This is a genomic window from Photobacterium sp. DNB22_13_2 (genome assembly GCF_052873915.1).
In genome coordinates, this window is record NZ_JBNNXU010000215.1 from 1 (window position 1) to 250 (window position 250).

1 protein-coding gene is annotated in these 250 nt (G+C 66.0%); it reads right to left on the reverse strand.

What is annotated here, in order from left to right; translation table 11 throughout:
• A partial coding sequence (locus tag ACVA58_RS28420; protein WP_446513575.1) for a hypothetical protein occupies window positions 1–250 on the reverse strand: 250 nt, incomplete at both ends.

Genomic DNA, 250 nt, shown 5'->3' on the forward strand with positions numbered 1-250 from the left:
TCCACGGCCTGGCTCACTAGCTCGTCGCCCTGGCTGGCGGCCAGCTTCGACTTCAGGCGCTCCAGTTCCTTCTCCAGCGTCTTGACCTGGTCCTGCACCTGGCCGATACGCTGCGTCAGTTCCGACGGTTGCGCACGCAGTGCGGCAGCCGCTTCGTTGATGCGCGTGTCGAGCGTCTGCAAGTAGTGCAGCACGTTGTCGCCCGTGATGGCTTCCACACGGCGGATGCCTGCGGCCACGCCCGATTCGC